General features: G+C 43.8%; 11 protein-coding genes. All 11 read left to right on the top strand.

Features of this window, described 5'->3' with window-relative positions; translation table 11 throughout:
* Positions 1–59 precede the first annotated feature (59 nt).
* The gene (locus tag BN8899_RS00505; protein ID WP_065217868.1) at positions 60–3,755 is read left to right on the top strand and encodes a SusC/RagA family TonB-linked outer membrane protein; all 3,696 of its coding nucleotides are present in this window, start codon (positions 60–62) and stop codon (positions 3,753–3,755) included.
* Positions 3,756–3,765: 10 nt separating this feature from the next.
* Positions 3,766–5,361, top strand: coding sequence for a RagB/SusD family nutrient uptake outer membrane protein (locus tag BN8899_RS00510; RefSeq protein WP_065217869.1), 1,596 nt, complete (start codon positions 3,766–3,768; stop codon positions 5,359–5,361).
* Positions 5,362–5,379: 18 nt separating this feature from the next.
* Positions 5,380–6,318 (top strand): hypothetical protein, encoded by a 939-nt coding sequence (locus BN8899_RS00515; RefSeq protein WP_065217870.1) that lies wholly within the window; start codon positions 5,380–5,382, stop codon positions 6,316–6,318.
* Positions 6,319–6,359: 41 nt separating this feature from the next.
* Positions 6,360–9,023: a zinc-dependent metalloprotease gene (locus BN8899_RS00520; protein ID WP_082986842.1), complete on the top strand. Its 2,664-nt coding sequence runs from the start codon at positions 6,360–6,362 to the stop codon at positions 9,021–9,023.
* A gap of 447 nt (positions 9,024–9,470) precedes the next feature.
* Positions 9,471–9,632, top strand: a complete 162-nt coding sequence (locus BN8899_RS20555; protein ID WP_018338669.1) for a hypothetical protein — start codon at positions 9,471–9,473, stop codon at positions 9,630–9,632.
* Between the two features lie 123 nt (positions 9,633–9,755).
* The gene (locus tag BN8899_RS00525) at positions 9,756–10,790 is read left to right on the top strand and encodes a sigma factor-like helix-turn-helix DNA-binding protein (RefSeq protein WP_065217871.1); all 1,035 of its coding nucleotides are present in this window, start codon (positions 9,756–9,758) and stop codon (positions 10,788–10,790) included.
* Positions 10,783–11,118: a hypothetical protein gene (locus BN8899_RS00530; RefSeq protein WP_065217872.1), complete on the top strand. Its 336-nt coding sequence runs from the start codon at positions 10,783–10,785 to the stop codon at positions 11,116–11,118. Before BN8899_RS00525 ends, BN8899_RS00530 begins: the two co-directional genes overlap by 8 nt.
* A 12-nt stretch (positions 11,119–11,130) precedes the next feature.
* Positions 11,131–11,640, top strand: coding sequence for a hypothetical protein (locus tag BN8899_RS00535; RefSeq protein ID WP_065217873.1), 510 nt, complete (start codon positions 11,131–11,133; stop codon positions 11,638–11,640).
* Complete coding sequence (locus BN8899_RS00540) at positions 11,621–12,550, top strand: M48 family metalloprotease (protein ID WP_065217874.1); 930 nt, start codon at positions 11,621–11,623, stop codon at positions 12,548–12,550. Before BN8899_RS00535 ends, BN8899_RS00540 begins: the two co-directional genes overlap by 20 nt.
* 15 nt (positions 12,551–12,565) lie before the next feature.
* Complete coding sequence (locus tag BN8899_RS00545; RefSeq protein WP_065217875.1) at positions 12,566–14,011, top strand: hypothetical protein; 1,446 nt, start codon at positions 12,566–12,568, stop codon at positions 14,009–14,011.
* 46 nt (positions 14,012–14,057) lie between these two features.
* Positions 14,058–16,322, top strand: a complete 2,265-nt coding sequence (locus BN8899_RS00550) for a dynamin family protein (protein WP_065217876.1) — start codon at positions 14,058–14,060, stop codon at positions 16,320–16,322.

Raw genomic sequence — 16,322 nt, forward strand, 5'->3', positions numbered from 1 at the left:
ACTTTTCAATCCTGCTGCGAACAGGAGTTGAAATATTGTTCAATCATAAACACAAAGTTATGGAAAAAAGATGTTATGCCTATATGGATAGGCGTAGAAAAGTAATGAAGTTTATTTTAATGATGAAAGCGACGTTTATTTTATCGGTTTTATTCGTGCTGCAAGTGCACGCGGGGGTGTATTCCCAGCAGATTCGGATGAGTATGACGTTGGACAAGGCGTCACTTAAGCAGATTATTGGGGAGATCAAGAAAAACACGGAATTTAGTTTCGTGTATAGTGATGCGGATATTGCCGGGGTGGTGCGAGAGCATGTATCATTTAAGGATGAAACGGTGGAAAAGATTCTGGAGGTTTGCCTGAAAGGGACAGGGTTGCACTTCTCTATCGAGGAAAAAACGATTGTTATCCGGAAGGAGAATCCGTCGGAACAACATGTGGTTGAAAAAAAAGTGGTGAAAGGTTTGGTGACGGACGAGAAGGGGGTGCCGCTTCCTGGCGTGACTGTGTTATTGAAGGGAACGACGATGGGGGTGACGACCGATGTGAAGGGGAAATTTTCTATTTTGATTTCAGATACGACAAAGACCGAATTGGTTTTTCGTTTCGTGGGGATGAAAACCCTGACACTCAAGTATCAGGATCGCCCGAAAAAGGGAGAGTGGACGATACAGATGGAAGAGGATTTAGTGGCAATGGATGAGGTAGTCGTGGTGAGCACCGGTTATGGAGATGTGGATCGTCGTCGTTTGACGAGTGCCGTGACTTCTTTGAAGATGGACGATATCATGGTTGCGGGATTAAATTCCGTGGATCAGATGTTAGAAGGACGTATCCCGGGAATGATTTTCATGCAAAATTCTGGACAAGTGGGTGCTACCCCGAAGGTGAGAATCAGGGGGAATTCCACGGTGATTGGTAATAGGGAACCCTTGTGGGTGGTGGACGGTATCGTGCAGAGTGATCCCGTGAATGTGGATCCTGCACAGTTGAATGACTTGGATTTCGTGAATTTGTTAGGTAACGCGATTGCCGGGTTGAACCCGGAGGATATCGAACGGATCGACGTGTTGAAGGACGCTGCCGCCACGGCAATTTACGGAACCCGGGCGGCTAACGGGGTAATTGTGATTACGACGAAGAAAGGTAAGATGGGACCTCCGACTGTTTCTTATGCTTTCACGGGAACGTTTACTCGTCGTCCCCATTACACGGATGATGCGATCTATATGATGAATTCTAAGCAGCGCGTGGAGGCTTCTAGGGAGTTGTTCGACCGGCAGATTGGTTACGAAAATGTTTACAATTTCGTGGGATTTGAGAAAGCTGTATTGGATTATAATGCCGGACGCATTGATTACAAGGAGCTTTCCCGATTGACCGATTACTACGAGACGTTGAACACGGACTGGTTCGATATCCTTTGCCGGAATTCATTTTCAAACAAGCATACTTTGAGTTTGAACGGAGGGTCCGAGAATATTCACTATTATGCTTCCGTGGGGTATAATGACCAGCAGGGTGTGATTAAAAAGGAAGAGTATAAACAAATGACCGCGAATTTGAAGTTGAACGGGACATTTAATAAGTTGCAATTCCAATTCAGCACGAATTTCAATACTTTGAAGAAACATTATACCCCAAGTGTGGATGGGGTCAGCGTGACACAATATGCTTACGAAACGAACCGGGCATTGCCTGCTTATAATCCTGATGGTAGCCGGGCTTTTTACCAAAAGAGCGAGGTCGGGTTGAACAAGGAGTTGTTGTTCAATATGGAGAACGAGATGGATAAAACCTACCAGAAGATCGAGGGCAATACGGTGAATCTTACCGGATTGGTGAAATACATGTTTTGGGATGTTTTGACCGTGGAGGGGACGGCTTCGTATTCTTCCAGCGTGACGAACCAGGATGATATTTACGAGGAGGGCTCCTATTATATCGGAAAATTGCGAGGAACAACTGATAATAAATATAATCTGTGTCCTGTTGGTGGCGAGTGGAATAATATGAATACGCGGCAAAATTCATGGTTAGCCCGTTTGCAACTAAATTATATAAAGGAATTCGGAGAAAATAATGAGCATTACGTGGTAGGAACTTTAGGAGGGGAGCTTTCGTCTAAAAAGTACAACACGGTAAAGATGACTCAAAGAGGGTATTACCCGGATAGGGGATTGAGTTTCGGGAATGTGGATAGTAAGGATTTGCTTGATAACGGTCTGGACGGGTATACTGAGTTCCGTAATTGGTTGGCCTCTAATGAGCCGAAACTCACGGAAATGAAGACGAATTTAGGTTCATTGTATTTCTCTGCCAGTTACACGTATAATAATTTGTACACGATTAATTTCAATACCCGTATGGATGTTTCGAATCAATTCGGTAGCCGTAGCCGGGAAAAGTTGTTGCCTATCTGGTCCGTGTCCGGGCGTTGGGATATCGGGCGCCAGTTTTGGAAAGATAATGATAACGTGAATGAATTGGCGTTAAAGTTGTCTTATGGGCACCAGGGGAATATGATTGACGGGCAGACTAGTAGAATGATTATTAATAAAGATGCTCCTGATGAGTATTTCGGAAAATTTGTTTCCACGTTAAATGCGTTCCCGAATCCGGATTTGAAATGGGAAACGACTTCTTCTTATAATGCCGAGTTGACGTTTTCGTTGCTGAAGAATAAAATCTCGGGTTCCGTGGGTTATTTCTACAAGAAGACGAGCAATGCTTTCTTGAATAAAACGATTTCTACGGTGAACGGGCGTAAAACTTACGTGGTAAACGAAGGAACTTTGGAGAATCAGGGAGTGGAAGTTACCTTGAGTTTTATGCCGTTTAATCAACAAGTTGGGGCTAACGGTAAGCGGGGATTCGTGTGGCGTTTCGATCCGCAAATCGGTCAGGTCGTGAATAATTTGATCAATAAGGCTATTAATAATGATAATAACGTGTTGCGCAATGACGTGACTTACGAAGATTTCTTAAACGGTGATGCGGAAGTGTCCGGGAAACCGTTGGAAACTTTTTATTCATATCGGTTTAAGGGATTAAGTCCAGAGGATGGTAGTCCCTTGTTTTATGGGCTTGAAGCGGATCGGGCAGAAGAGTTGGCCGAGAAATATAGTAAGATGTCGAACGAGAACGTGATTTTGGAGGTGATGGAGTCTAGTGGAACCCGTGTGCCGGTGTTGCAAGGTGGTTTCTCGAACTATTTCGGGTATCGTCAATTCGGGTTGTCGTTTAATTTTACATACAGTTTGGGAAACAAGATTCGTATGTTGAAGTTGTGCGAAGATTTTAATATTCGTCCTTATCCGCATAAAAATATGCGTCGCGAGTTCGTGAATCGTTGGCGGCGTCCGGGTGATGAGGCAAAAACCAATATCCCGGGATTGGTTACCGGTGATAAAGCGGGTAGAGGTTCTAGCTGGTGGAATAATACAAGTTATACGTTTGAGTTTGCGGATAGAGCTGATTCTTATTACTCTTTATATGATTATTCAGATGTCCGCGTGATAAAAGGTGATTATTTGAAGCTGCAATCCCTTTCGTTACGTTATAACGTGGATGACAGGCTTTGCCAGAAATTGGGGGTGAAGTCTGCTTATGTTAGTTTGTCGGGAACGAACCTTTTCACTTGGCAAAGTAAAAAAGCAAAGGGAATGGACGTGACTTCGCAGTCAGGAAGCGCATCGGTGATTAATTTGTCCGTTCGTCCGAGTTATTCATTATCCTTAAATGTAACTTTTTAATTGAACTATCATGAAGATATTGAAATTGTTGTTTGTCGGAATCATAATCATTCCTACGCTTTGTGCATGTGGTGATTTCTTCGAGGAAGATTCACAAAATCAGGCTTACGTGAGTAGTGTCGCGGATTTGGATGAATTGTTGATGGGGGAGGCATATATTAATGTGCCCGGTTTTGCAATCAGCTTAAAAGCTCATCAAAGTCAATTACTTACTCACACGGATAAATATTTTCCATGGATTCATTTACAAGATGACGATATCACGGAGTTTGCAGAGGGATATGATAGTTCAATCGATAGTTGGATACGTTCGAATACGGCTTCCGCTTACCGGTGGCAGGAGAATCCGTTTTGGAATAAAGAGCATGTGGAGTATAAACCGGATGATTGGGAAAAGGCGTATAAACGAATTGCTATATTGAATTCCATTCTTTCAGAGTTGGATAATGTGCGGGAAGGGGAGTCGGATACGTTAGCTAACCGGGTGGCTGGAGAAGCATATTTCTTGCGGGCGTATAATTATTATTGGCTGGTGAACGTTTATGCCCAACCTTATGCCTTGAACTCGGCGGATAAGGAGTTGGGAGTTCCTTTAAAAATTGTAGGAGAGGTGGAGGACAAACACTTCTCTAGGGCTTCGGTGCAAGCTGTTTATACGCAAATCCGGAGTGATTTGGCAAATAGTGTCGCAGCCTTTCGGGAGATTCCCAAGTACAGTCGTCCGATCAGGGCGGATTACACGGCGGCTTGTATCTTGATGAGTAGGGTGTGTCTTTACATGGAGGATTACGAGGAGGCTGTTGCTTACGCGGACTCCGCTATTCTACGAGAGAGTCATTCTATTTTGGATTTAAATAGTTTAGAAGAAGGGGACAGTTTTACTTACGAGGGGTCGCCGGAAACGGTGTTTACTCAAGGAGGGTATATTATGGCTCAAATACATACGTCTGATGCTTGCTGGTGGAATTCTTCCAGTACGGCTTCTTCTTATAAAACTTCGGATGATTTGTTGAATTGTTACGGGGAGAATGATTTGCGTCGTAAGATTTTTTTCACGCACCCACCATTCTCCACGGATGCTTGGCGTTGTTTGAAGTTTCGTGAAGAATCCGGGCGTATCGGGGATTACATGTTGTTCCGTTTCCCCGAGGCTTATTTGAATAAGGCTGAGGCACAGGCGATACTTGGAGATGAAGCGGGGGCAGAGAGTACTTTGAACGTGTTGCGAGAAAAACGTTTCCTCGTGGGAGAAATGCCCGCGATCGAGGAGGAGATGGCAAGGAGTGGAGAGAATTTAGTGAACTTTATCCGGAGTGAACGCCGCCGAGAGTTCTGTTACGAGGGACAACGTTGGTTTGATTTACGCCGTTATGCGGTAAATAGCAAGTATCCGTTTAGTAAACCGATTCGCCATGAGGTAAGAGAGCGGCAAGGAGGAGAAGGGGTAGAGGGACATTACGTGACGGTCGGATATTACGAGTTGAAACCTTATACCGAGGATCGGGCTGCTTACGTGTTCCCGTTGCCTTCCAGCGAAATTATCTTTAACAAGGGAACTTTGGTGCAAAACGAGGACCGTCCGGCAAGAAAAATGGTTCGTTATTAATTTTTAGAAATGATAGTTATGAGGAATATATATATTATTGGATTATTGATAAGCCTCTTTTTAACAATCGCTTGCGAGAAAGAGGATGCCTTGAGTCCTTCCGGTTACGGGAGAGATTGGAAAATTATTGAAGAGCCGACGACGGATGATCCCGTGGATTGGGTGCGTTATGAAATCTATAAGAATTACGGTATTTCCACGTATTATAATGATACGTTAGGTTTCGAGAAACGGACAGATATGTCGGGTAACGATTATATATTTTACGAAATATTGAAAGTGTATTATATGCCGGGAAGTAGTAAACCGGACGGGATCTTCGATTTACTGGAGGATCATTCCGTTTTGGAACCGATACTTACGTATTTTTCCAAACATGTATTTCCCCGTTTTGGCAATGCTGATTTGTTACCTTCTTTTTTATTCGTGGACAAGATATGGAGTGATAAGTGGCGTGATTCAGAATTGAATGATTATTTCGGCTATAATACAATGGTTTTCAAAGCTGTGAATGGTTTTGCCTCTTTGCCTGCCGAAGAGCAACAAGCATACGCCAATTCTTTCATATCTGCTTATTTTGGTAATATGTTGGCTTCATCCACTCATGCCGCCTGGCGAGATAAGTTTTTAGGAATTAGTAAGGCATTGAATCCTAATAAACCGGATTTGTATTCGACGGAATTAAATTATGGAACACTGTTGAATGCTTATCAGGCTTTTAAAGGGACGAATTTCACGGAAAAGGAACAATTGGGATTTATCGCGTCTGTCAAGAATTCGAGAGGGCAGGATATCACCCCGACAATAGCGCTTGATTTGGGTTCTTATGTTGAAGCCGTGTTGACTTGTACCCAAGCCGAATTTGAGGCTATGTACGGGAAATATGATGGAGTGATGAAGAAATTCAAGATGATGCGGGAGCAGTTGAAGGCATTGAAGTTTGTATTGGAAGATTGATATAGACAATTTAAAAATCATTTAAATTTTTAACAGTAATCATGATGAAAAAGAGTATTGTATTACTAGCACTGATATTGTTTGTTTTACCATTTTTTGAGGTTACGGAAGCGTGTGCAAAAGAAAAAAAGAAAGGGAAAAAAGGAGAGGTTGAAAAGGTGGAGAAGGATAAAACTCAAAGCAAGTATGATAAATTATTGAAAAAGCCGGAAACGCAAACGGTTGCCGGTAAGTTTATCACGTTGCATCGGGTGGGGAATAAATTGTATTTTGAATACCCTGTGAAATTTTTGGGGCGTGAATTGTTGATCGCTTCCACAATTACGGAAACCAGTAATCCTCAACTTTGTACGGTGGGTTACAAACCGTCTGATCCGTTACATGTTCGTTTTGATTTGATTGATAGTAATCTGTATATGCGTTCGGTAAATTCCGTCGTGGATTTTGATAAGGCGGATGCCAATATCGGAGAGGCTGTCCAGTTGAATTATATTGATCCGTATATGAAGAAATATTCAATTGCCGCTTATAATGCGGATAGTTCGGCTGTCGTTTTTGATGTGACACCGTTATTTGCCGCAAATGAGCCGGATTTGGCACCCGTGGGGGAAATGGATATGGGAATGATTTCACTGAGTTCGACTCCTAAAACGGAATTATTCTTTTTAGGAGAGATGAAAGCTTTTGACGATAACGTGTCTATCCAAACTACGATGACCCATAGTGTAAAAGCATCAATACTTTTTTTCTCGATGGATTTGGGAGACGTTTCTAACAAGATGACCCGTACGGTGTTGTTATTGCCTGAGGACAAGGATCGGATGAAACCGAGAATCTCGGATTCGCGTGTCGGTATTTTCTTGACGGGGAAACAATATATTTCCACGGAAGAAGACGGTATTCAAGCGTACACTTACGCGAATCGTTGGAGAGTAGAGCCGAAAGACGCACGGGCTTGGGAACGCGGTGAGTTGGTTGAAGCGGTAAAACCGATCGTATGGTACGTGGATAATACTTTCCCGGAAGATTGGAAAGGTGCGATTCGTAAGGGGATTTTAAGATGGAACCAAGCTTTTGAGAAAATCGGTTTAAAAAATGCCGTTCAGGTACGTGATTTCCCGACGAAAGAGGAGGACCCTGAATTTGATCCGGATAATTTGAAATATTCTTGCGTTCGTTATTCTCCCGTGAGAACGATGAATGCTTTCGGTCCGAGTTGGGTAGACCCGAAAACCGGAGAGATTATTAGTGCTTCCGTGGTTATATATAATGATGTGGTGAAGTTGAATAACATGTGGCGTTTCACGCAAACAGCGCAGATCGATCCTCGCGTAAGAGCTAAAAAGATGCCTAAAGAGGTGATGGATGAATCGTTGGAATATGTTGTCGCTCACGAGATCGGTCACACGTTGGGTTTGATGCATAATATGGCGGCTTCCAGTGCCTTTCCTGTTGACTCTTTACGGTCGGCTTCTTTCACGCAAAAATATGGAACTACAGCTTCTATTATGGATTATGCTCGATTTAATTATGTAGCACAACCCGGGGATAAAAATATTAAATTGACTCCTCCTGTACTTGGTTGTTATGATGAGTATGCTATTAAATGGTTGTATTCTCCGATAGCCGGAAATTTGAGTGTCAAGGAGGAAGCGAAAATCTTGGAATCTTGGGTAGATGAAAAGGCCGGAGATCCGTATTATCGTTACGGGAAACAGCAAATAGCTTCTCGCTACGATCCGAGTTCTGTGGAGGAAGATTTGGGTGATGATCCGTTGAAAGCCGGTGAATATGGTATTAAGAATTTGAAATATATAATGGCTCATTTGAACGAGTGGGTACCGGATGATGCTTCTACCGCTCACCGTCAATTTTTGCACCAGGGGATTATAACACAGTATTACCGCTATTTAATGAACGTGTTATACAATGTGGGTGGTATTTATTTGACAGAGGTAAAAGATGGTACTCCAGGTGCTCGTTTTCAACCTGTAGATGCCAAGTGTCAGAGCGCTTCCTTGAAATGGTTTATAAAGCAATTGAGTGATAATGAATGGTTGGATGATGAAAAGGTGCTTTCTAAATTTGGCTTCTCCGCAACTGGAACGAGTATGAAATTGTATACCAAATTGATTGAGTCGGCATTTAAAGCAGGTGTAAAGGTGAATGTGGCTTCTCAACTTGCCGGTAGCGATTATACACAGAAAGATTTTTATGATGATTTGTATGCTGCGGTATTCGCTAATACAATAAAAGGTAATAAGTTGACGAGAATTGATAAGGCTATGCAGCGTGAGATCGTGAAGCAAGTTGCTCTCCGCATGAAGGCTGCGGGAGCAGACGCAAAGAGCAAATTGACAGATGTTGCTCCTTATACTCCTTCTTTTGATGAAGTATTGGCGTATGGGTTGGATGAAAGTGGTTTTCTTGCTTATTTTAAAGAGCAATTGCAAGAGATTGAAAGTAAAGAGGGAATTGGAACGGTAATGTCTCAAATGAAACAGCAACAGTTTGGTGATGTCTATGGGTATGGTTTCTTGCGTGAAGTGAATGCGGGGTTGTATGATGAAACGGCGACTCATTACGTGTCGATGTATGCTAAAGTACTTTCTTTGTTAAAGTCAAAGATTGATACAGCTCATAAAGACGACCGTTCACATTATCAAGCAATGATTGTTGCTTTGCAAGCAGTGCAGAATAAATAGTATTATATGTTTGTATAAGTAGGGGGAGTCCATGGAGTTCATGGCTCCCTTTTCCTTGACGTCGTCACTCAAAAAATGCTAATTTTATAAATTCCTTATAATTAATTATTTGTAGTTTTGCATACCCTGATTTTGGGGTACGCAAAGTGTTTTCATAAGAAAATTGTTATAGGACACTTGTATACAATGTATCACTAGTACAACTTTCACATAGAAGTTATACCATGTAATCGTTCTAAATAGTGGTCAATCATTGATCGTTATTTGGAACGATTTTATCTTTATTAATTTTCTCGTTACAAATATCAAAATTATAAATAGTAATTTAAATAAATCAAACATTTTTGCCGCAAAGTACTATATAAATACCAAAACTATTGCAAAAGCGCTAGCTTCAAGTGCAGGTCGAGCAAGGAACCGCAAAAACGCAACTCCGTCGTCTTCGGCATGGTGACCGGTATGGAACGCTGGCTACTCAAAATTATCCGCATCGAGTTCCCCGGTCACAACGATTACCCGAAAGGAGCCAATGGCTTCGCCACGAGTGCTTCCGGGAAAGAAGCTTCCGACTCGATATGCTTGCGGGAACCCTGCGGACAACCTGCTTGACCAAGAAACCACCGAACAACAAGCATACAAATATTTAAAATTTCACTTCTTTATTTCCTATTTTTCAAATAGCTTTGCATAGATACAACATATTTTTGTACGGATGTGTGTGAAACGAATGATATGAAAACAGGGAATAAATACAGTAACCCGGAAGAGGAAGAATACCTCTCCGAACCGGAAGAGGAAGAGCATCAAGAGAATAATCGGGATATATCCCGCGACCTTAAACCCGATATCCGCCTCAGGAAGATCGGCAAGAAATACGCGGGCATCCCGGAAGAAGATTTCTATCAATTCATGCTTTACAAGTTCCGTCAGGATGACATGGATTTCATCATGGACATTTTCGAGGGAGCGGATTTCCTCGGACCATCAATATTGAAAGCCTACAAGAAAGATTACCGGGGGGAATTGACGTTCAGGGAACTGATGGATGAACTTTACCTTCACCTGAAAGAAAATGACTGGAAGGCTCTCTCGGATTTCAGGGGGGAATGCAGCCTGGTCATCTGGTTACGCTCGATCGCCTCCAATTTCTTCAAGAGATTTTACAAGCAAAATCACTTGAATCATCCAACTTCCCCGAAAGAACAATTCAACATCGAATCGCCTTATGCCACGGAGTATGACGTGGTCAATCTCATCAACCGGATCAGCGAGGAAAAAGAAAAAAATCTACTTTTTTTGAAATACGTTCAGAGAATTCCCGACGAGGAGACTCTTATAAAAATGAAGCTGAAGGATAACAAGAGCCTCGAACGCCTCCACCGCTTGGCGATCGAACGGGCCGGAAGGATGGCCGCCCAAGACGAATTTCTGAGCGCGATCTTTTTCGAGCAAGTCAACGGGGGAGTGGCAACGGTCCCGTTATCCGCGGTAAATTTAAACCATCACCACGGGTTGCTTGAAGAGCCCGAATGGAGTTATAATTTAACGACAGAGCAAATGAAAGATATTGTAAGAAATACGATTTCAAAATGGAAAACGGAAACCTATCGACGGGTCATCGAACTCCGGCTTTTGGAAGGGAAATCGACCGAGGAAACGGCCGAGGAAATGGGAGTTACACCCGGTAAAGTGTATAATTACCTGAACATCGCTTACAAGCGATTGCTGACGGAGATTCAAAACAATAAAAATAAATACTATGCCTGAAAGATCGAAACAAACGAAGAAAATCACTCTTGACCAGATAGAGAAAATTCTTGACGGCAGTGCCTCGGCGGAAGAATCGCTTGCCGGATTAAGCGCGGCCGTCGCTAACGAAGAGGTGGGAGAACTACTGACCTCGGAGACCCCGGAAAACGACAAGCAAGACATCCGTTTCTTCAACAATATGTTCGCGAAATATGAAGACGAGATCAAACGTTTTATAGAGAAACGAGAAAAGGGTAAAGTCGTTAACGTTGATTTTAAACTGGGTAACATCGGAATAGCCGCGGCCCTGCCCCCAATCCCATCAAAAAAAAAGAAAAAGAAATAAATATTACCGATCATGAATGAATTCAATCAGTTGTGGGACGAAGTCTCGATCATGGTAGATTTCGAGGCCAAAAGAATTAAAAACAGTTCAGGCAAAGTGAACGTGCAACAAATTGAGAACTACTATAAAATCGAGATTATTGATAAACTATGGTTCAATTTCACGTTTCCCAACAAATACAACAAGTGGGTATGTGATTATTACGGAGAAAAACCTGCCGTTCAACAAGCGATCAGGAAAGAGATGGACCATTTTTCTCCCGCCTCCCGGGGGAAACGGGCTATCGGATTACTCGCGACCGGAATCGTGATTCTCATTCTGGGACTTCTATCTTACGCGATCCCGGATATAAAAAACGTTGTCCCGCTCGGCCTGACGTTAATCGGGATCGTTCTCACGATAGGCGGGACGGTCAAAAACGGTAACTCCCGAAAATATTGTGATCTGGCAAGCCTGACCGGAGAATTAAACCGAATAAAGAATCAAGTAAACACCCTCATACATGAGCATGCAAATATTTGACAACACGTATCTTTCCCTTTCCGAATACATGGAGAAAGAGGTACAAGGGTTCAAGAAATTTATCGAACCCCCGTTGTACGTGACCGAACAGGAAAAGGAGTTTCTGGACAGTATCGCCAAGTTTAACGAGGTGGCACCGGGATTTATCAAATACACGTTCAACGAGAGTAATATGCTGCGTATTCAAGTTCTTCGGAGCGTGCTTGACAGACAACCTGTTAACGTGAACAATAATTCTCGTCTTTTTGATATTATCACGACGCTGTGCAAAAATCTGGGCATCCCGATGCCGTTGGTATATGTGTATTCGGACGAGGATATATACCGGATGGAACGGGCTTTGGAGGAAACGAGTCTGAAAGGACAAGAGCTTTTCCAAAGCAACAACGCTTTTACCTGCGGGTCGAAGGAGATGTTGTATGTCTTTATTTCCGAAGAATTGATGGCAAAGACGGAATACACGGACTTGGAGATCATGGCCCTGATCGGACACGAAATCGGACACGCTTTGGCGAATCACCCGATTAAAGGCAGTATCATGGCAACAGATTTGTCAACGATAACCAACCCGCAGGTGATTACCCGGATCAAGCAGTTGCAACAAAATAATCAATATTCCCGGTTGCAGGAGATCACGGCAGACCGGGCGGCGGTGATCGCTTGTCGCGACGCCGCGGCAGCTCAATCCATGATCAAGAAAATGAATAATCTGGACGAGGCTCTTTGGGACTATGATCATTCGGAAGCAAGCCATCCTAACGGAAAGACCCGCGCGCGGGCGATCGAACTTTTCGGGAAATCGCTTCTCTATGCCCGTTGTATCGAGTTGATTGATCACACGACCGTTGACAAGAGTGCTTATCTTTTGTCTGCCCGTGATTTGCAAGCAGAAATCATGAAAATCATCTAAACCTATAAACCCGTTATGAGTGACAAAAATGATATATTGATTCCGGATCTACCCGGAGAGATCGGTTCGAAAGTGCAGGAGATGGTTGATCTCATTCCCTCTTCCGAGAAACAAGTATGTATTGCGTGTAGTCGGGATATTGAAGCCGAGGTCTGCTCGCTGTTCTCGGGGATGCTTCATTCCGGGATGTTTGAAGATTACACGTTTGAATTTTCTTCTATCGGCAACGACGAGGATATTTCCCGAAATGCACCTGTAAACCGGGCGGCACGTAATGTACTCGTGATGGATGCACAACACCTTCTGAAAGGTTCAGATGTAGCCTTACTTGATTACATCGCGGCACACGACGCGCTCCGGGCCGGGCTGGCGATCGTGCTTCTTCACGCTCACTTGCTCCCTTCCGTGACAGAGGCGGTAACCACCGTGGAAAAGGTGTTGGAAGTAAAAGGGATCACGGCTCCCGTACACGTGGAGGGCAAAGGGAATACCGGGGTGTGGCTCGTGCAGCATTTCATATCAAATCCGGTTAACCTGGATGATGTGGCTCGCGAGAAAGCACATGATATAGACGTTTTCGTGCAGACTTCTTTGGAAGAACAGTTAGCCCGGGTGGAGGGCAAGCTGGAAACTCTCGAACAGGCTATCGCTCGTTTCAAAGAGCGGCGGGAATCGTTCGAGGTATACGCGAAACAGCTTGACCTGACGTTATGGGTGAAGATTCAGAATTACTGCTCGACTCATTTTGACGAGGATATCACGAAGTTCGCCCGAGAAGCTCGCTTGCTGATTGACAAGGAATTGCATGCGATAGATGTTCAGAAAATACAATTTTATTTCAGCCCTTATCTCAACTACCTGTGGGGAGAGTTCTTGTGCAACGAGATCAGGAAGACGATGGACGTGGTGCGTGATGACATGGAATACAAATTGGCTTCGTTGACAGCGAAGTACAAGAGCTATTTCGGGAAAGAGATGGATGTTTTGCATCTGGAAGCGGACGGGGTTCGTGTGGGAAATCAACCGATCAGTTTCGACACGGTCGATTTGTATAACAATTCAATCAAGAATGCGGTTGAAGGCGTGATTCGTAACGTGCTCGTGTTCGTGGCTAGTTTTCATGGCGGATTCTGGGGATATTTGCTGGGAGAGGTCGTGACGAATATTCTCATGAAGCTTTTTGGCGGCTTGCTGAAGATTAAACGCAGTAACACGGAACTCGTGCAACTTTACTCGGAGGCATTGACCCAGCAGTTTCAAGAAGGGCTTGAACACATCAAAACGCAACTCAAAGAGACGCTGATGCCCTTGCTGGAGAGAAATTTCAAAAATTCTATTCGCGAGATCAAGGAGATGTTCCTGAAAAATATCGACGAGATCGGACAACAATACGAGGGGGAAAGGACAAACCTTCTGGCTCGTCAGGCGGAGTTGAAGAATTTGTTAAATAAGATGATTTGAGTGTTATAAAAACAGTTGGTTATACAAAAATAATCTTTAAGATTGTATGAACATAAAAGAATTTAACGAGACGGTTAACGTTTGCAACAAGTCTCTTCAAGATGTATTATTTAATATCGGTCATGAAGCACCCGCGTTGCAGTCCGCAGCCACGATCGAATACGCCGAAGCTATAGCGAAAGAATCCGTACGTAATAACATGGGACTTGTACGGGTGCTGTTCTTGGGAGCATCGAATTCGGGTAAGAGTGCGCTGATCAACAATTTGGCACGTAAGATTATTGTCCCGGAGGTGATTCATACCTCGACGCTCATGCCTACCTGGATCGGACGCACGGAGGATTACGCGAACGAGGGGGTTACGGTGAACTATTTTGATATTGACAAGGAAGGACGCCGGAAAGGTAGTTTGAAATCCAAACGGGAGACGATTGATGATTTCCGCTGTTATTATTGTTACACGGAGAAAGATTTGGCCGATCGTGATCGTCTCGTGAAACCCGATCGCTTTAAAAGTATGGAACTGAACGAGGCTTATATCTCGCTTCACGAGGTGGAGGGTGCCTGTAAAGATTACGCCCTCGTGCTTGTCGATACTTTGGGGAACGGGGCTTCAAGCGTGGATGACGAGAAGGCCCAACACAACATGAAGAATTGCGATTTCGCTTTCGTGTTAGTTGATTCCCTTGGGAATCTCACGGATCAGGATATTGACTTTTTCGGTTCCACGCTTTTTAACCCGAAGGTTTCCAATATCAAGCCGGAGCATATTATTTTTGTCATCAACAAGATCGACCTGTCTCCCTCTCGGCATGGTTCAATCGAGAATTGCAAGAACAATATCGCGGCCCTGTTGAAAAAAGCCTATTCCGGCAAGGTACCCGAGAAACTTTATGAACGATTGTGTTCGCAGATCGTGACTTACTCCGCTTTATATAATCGTCTGGCATTTTGCGGCGTGTATCCCTACAAGGAGGATGCCATTAAAATCAATGGCCTGAATCGAAAAGAGTTGGAAACTTCGGGGGAGAAAAAGGTGGAGACCATTCGCACGATCGTGAAGGAGAAGGAAGAATTTGAAGAGGAAAAATCCTATCTGCCCAAGGAAATGTTACTTAAAAAGGGGTATTACGAGGATTTTAACGCCATCTTGGGCAAGGTGATCGGCAACATGTTCGCCGACGGCACGATCTATGATAATCACCTGAACGGCACGAAAGAGATGGCGATGAATATTCGGCTGGCGATTCAGAATAGGATCAACGCCCTCGCGTCAAATGCCGAGGCGATCGAGGCAAAGATAGCGGCATTCCAGAAAGCGAAAGAGACGATCCAGACCCTTTCCGGCAATTACGAACAGGAGAGCGAAACGATCGCCCGCAACTTCCCGTCGGAAGTCGACACGTATATCAAGCATCATTCCCAGCAATTGCTTATTAGCGCAACCGTGGGGATCAACAAGATGATTGACGGGATCAAAATAGATGTCCCTCATGGTAATTACACGCCGAAGTCTTTGAAGGAGCTGACTTCCATCGAGATTGAAAATGACTTTTTACCTTCCCTGCTTAAACCGGTTCCCAAGATTGTCGATTTGATATGCAACACGATTAGTGCAAATATATTCACGCCCGTACAAACAACCCGGCAAACCCCGTATCGCCAGATCGTGGACAAGTTATCACAATCCATGAATAACTATATCACGTCTGTATTGGATGAGATTCGCGCTATCAATTCGGATAACAAATTTAAGGTTACCGTGGTGAACAAATCTATTTTCGAGAAAAAGATCAGCGACAGCCTGTACGAGATGAGCGTGCTTCTGATTATTATCATCCAGAAACAGATTGACGAGATCATCAACACGTCAATTTCTTCGACGGTCAGGAAATCGTTACACGGGTGGTGGACTAGCGTGAAGATATTTTTCGGAGGCGGTAACGTGGATAAGATGTTCGAGAAGATGGAGGAAGCGGCTCGTACAGAGTTGCGGAACAAGATAAATTCGGATATTGCCGGACGTTTGATCCGTTCGGAAGGTTTTCTGGGCAAGGATGCGACCCTGAATTTGTATAGCCTTCTCTCGAAAGCCACCCGCGAATGTGATAATATGGTCAAACTTTATCTCAGCAATATCGAACACGAGCTTAACGCTCTTCGCGATCACCTGCAGGAGAATCAGGGGCGTATAGAGTTCTATCGTGATTTTGCCACGGAGAAGGTAAATAAACCCCTGGATCACGTGATCGAGGAAATTGACCGGTTGCGGGCGGACGTGATCGCTAACGGGATAGATACGATAAATTAG

The sequence above is a fragment of the Butyricimonas sp. Marseille-P2440 genome, from assembly GCF_900091675.1.
In the GTDB taxonomy this organism is placed as follows: Bacteria; Bacteroidota; Bacteroidia; order Bacteroidales; family Marinifilaceae; genus Butyricimonas; species Butyricimonas synergistica.

What these genes read in the sequence shown, in the direction of transcription:
- BN8899_RS00550 (WP_065217876.1), top strand. Translation starts at nt 14,058, where the DNA reads ATGAACATAAAAGAATTTAACGAGACGGTTAACGTTTGCAACAAGTCT.
- BN8899_RS00515 (WP_065217870.1), top strand. Translation starts at nt 5,380, where the DNA reads ATGAGGAATATATATATTATTGGATTATTGATAAGCCTCTTTTTAACA.
- BN8899_RS00525 (WP_065217871.1), top strand. Translation starts at nt 9,756, where the DNA reads ATGAAAACAGGGAATAAATACAGTAACCCGGAAGAGGAAGAATACCTC.
- BN8899_RS00510 (WP_065217869.1), top strand. Translation starts at nt 3,766, where the DNA reads ATGAAGATATTGAAATTGTTGTTTGTCGGAATCATAATCATTCCTACG.
- BN8899_RS00535 (WP_065217873.1), top strand. Translation starts at nt 11,131, where the DNA reads ATGAATGAATTCAATCAGTTGTGGGACGAAGTCTCGATCATGGTAGAT.
- BN8899_RS00540 (WP_065217874.1), top strand. Translation starts at nt 11,621, where the DNA reads ATGAGCATGCAAATATTTGACAACACGTATCTTTCCCTTTCCGAATAC.
- BN8899_RS00505 (WP_065217868.1), top strand. Translation starts at nt 60, where the DNA reads ATGGAAAAAAGATGTTATGCCTATATGGATAGGCGTAGAAAAGTAATG.
- BN8899_RS00545 (WP_065217875.1), top strand. Translation starts at nt 12,566, where the DNA reads ATGAGTGACAAAAATGATATATTGATTCCGGATCTACCCGGAGAGATC.
- BN8899_RS00520 (WP_082986842.1), top strand. Translation starts at nt 6,360, where the DNA reads ATGATGAAAAAGAGTATTGTATTACTAGCACTGATATTGTTTGTTTTA.
- BN8899_RS00530 (WP_065217872.1), top strand. Translation starts at nt 10,783, where the DNA reads ATGCCTGAAAGATCGAAACAAACGAAGAAAATCACTCTTGACCAGATA.
- BN8899_RS20555 (WP_018338669.1), top strand. Translation starts at nt 9,471, where the DNA reads ATGGTGACCGGTATGGAACGCTGGCTACTCAAAATTATCCGCATCGAG.